We start from the raw sequence: 1,849 nt of genomic DNA, 5'->3' as shown, positions 1-1,849 counted from the left end.
AAGGGCGCGTCCGGCGGCGAGCTGTCCCGCGTGATGCTCGCCGTGGAGGTCGTCTTCGCCGGGGTCGACCCCGTGCCGACGTACCTCTTCGACGAGGTCGACGCGGGCGTCGGCGGCAAGGCGGCCGTCGAGATCGGCCGCCGGCTCGCCAAGCTCGCCAAGTCCGCGCAGGTCGTCGTCGTCACCCACCTCCCGCAGGTCGCGGCCTTCGCCGACCGGCAGCTGCTCGTCGAGAAGACCAACGACGGCTCCGTCACCCGCTCCGGCGTCACCGTCCTGGAGGGCGAGGAGCGCGTCCGGGAGCTGTCCCGGATGCTCGCCGGCCAGGAGGACTCCGAGACCGCCAGGGCCCACGCGGAGGAGCTGTTGGCCACGGCCCGGGCGGACGCGTGACGCGGGTCCCGGGACGGATCGGTACGTTCGCCGTCGCCTTCGGTGCGACCCGGCTCGCGTACGGGCAGCTCCGGCGCCGGCCGCCGGGGAACCCGGACAGTTGGGAGCGGACCAACCACGCGGGCCGTCGGGTCCTCCTCCAGGCCGGTCAGGCCGCTGCGTTCGGTTCGGCCGTCGCCGCCCTGCCCGCCGCACCGCCTGCCGCTCTGGCCGTCGCCGCGGCGGCCGCGTGCGGGCGGTACGACGACCTGCGCGGTGACCACCGGCGCGGGTTCCGGGCGCATCTCGCGGCGCTGCGGGACGGTGAGGTGACCAGTGGGGCCGTGAAGCTCTTCGGGATCGGCGCCGCCTCGCTCGCCGCCGGAGCCCTCCTCAAGGAGAAGCCCCTCGACAAGGTCCTCGCCGGTGTCGTCATCGCCGGCACCGCGCACCTCGTGAACCTCGTGGACGTACGGCCGGGGCGCGCGGGCCTCCTCGTGCTCGGGCTGGGCGCGCCGGGGCTGCTGCGGGGGTCGCTCGCGGGCGCGTCGATGGGAGCGGCGGCGGCCGTCCTCGGCGACGACCTCGGAGAGGTCGCCATGCTCGGCGACGCCGGCGCGCACGCGCTCGGTGCCGCCATCGGCAGTGCCATCGCCGCGTCCAACGGGCGGCTCGGGCTCGCGGCGCACGCGGCCGGGCTGGTGGCCGCCGCGGTGTGGGGGGAGCGGGTGGCTTCCGCCTGAGGGGCCGACTTCTCGTGCGCTCACCCGTGTGGGTGAACCCGTGGTGCGAGTCCCCGTGCCGTACGCCTTCCGCGCAGGGGAACGACGCCATTTCGGTGCCGGAACGTGCGTACGGTCGGGGGCACGGACTGGCATCCTTGGGCGCGTGACACAGCTCCGTACGGTCCAAGTGCTGGGCGGCGGCGGCGCGGGCAGCAGCGCGCACGTCCGATCACTTGCCTCGGGGCTGGTGGCGAGGGGCGTGCGGGTGACCGTGTGCGCCCCGGCCGAACTCGACCACGCATACGACTACCTGGGCGCAGGCGCACACTTCGTGCCCCTGCCGCGCCTCGGCGACCCCGCGGCCGTCACCGCGCTCCGCAACGCCTGCATCGGCGCCGACGTGGTCCACGCGCACGGCCTCCAGGCCTCCGTGCGGGCCGCGCTCGCTCTGGCCGGGGGCACGCGGACCCCGCTCGTGACCACCTGGCACAGCCGGAACCACGTCGACGGGGCGCGGGGCGGGGTGCTGCGGCTCCTGGAGCGGAGGACCGCGCGGGCCGCGACCGTCGTCCTCGGCACCTCCTCCGAACTCGTCGACCGGGCCCGGCGGCGCGGGGCCCGTCTGCCTCCACGACGGCAAGGCCCGCGCCGAACTCGGCGCCGTCGACCGGCCGCTGCTCATGGCCGTCGGGGCGCTCGAACGCGGGCGGGGGTACCGGACGCTGCTCGACGCGGCGCGGTTGTGGCGGGGG

The 1,849-nt window shown here is 76.3% G+C and carries 1 protein-coding gene and 2 pseudogenes; all 3 read left to right on the top strand.

Annotated features, from left to right (window positions below):
* A pseudogene (locus tag CCN56_RS39180) lies at positions 1-393 on the top strand (DNA repair protein RecN); the annotation flags it as partial.
* Complete coding sequence (locus CCN56_RS39175) at positions 390-1,115, top strand: hypothetical protein (protein ID WP_107484307.1); 726 nt, start codon at positions 390-392, stop codon at positions 1,113-1,115. The pseudogene CCN56_RS39180 and the gene CCN56_RS39175, both read left to right, overlap by 4 nt.
* A 145-nt stretch (positions 1,116-1,260) precedes the next feature.
* Positions 1,261-1,849, top strand: a pseudogene (locus tag CCN56_RS39170) (glycosyltransferase family 4 protein); the annotation flags it as partial.

It is taken from the genome of Streptomyces sp. NRRL B-24572, from assembly GCF_002156145.1.
Lineage (GTDB): Bacteria > Actinomycetota > Actinomycetes > Streptomycetales > Streptomycetaceae > Streptomyces > Streptomyces vietnamensis.
The sequence above is the reverse complement of the archived record's forward strand: the minus strand, read 5'-3'. Positions and strand labels throughout refer to the sequence as shown.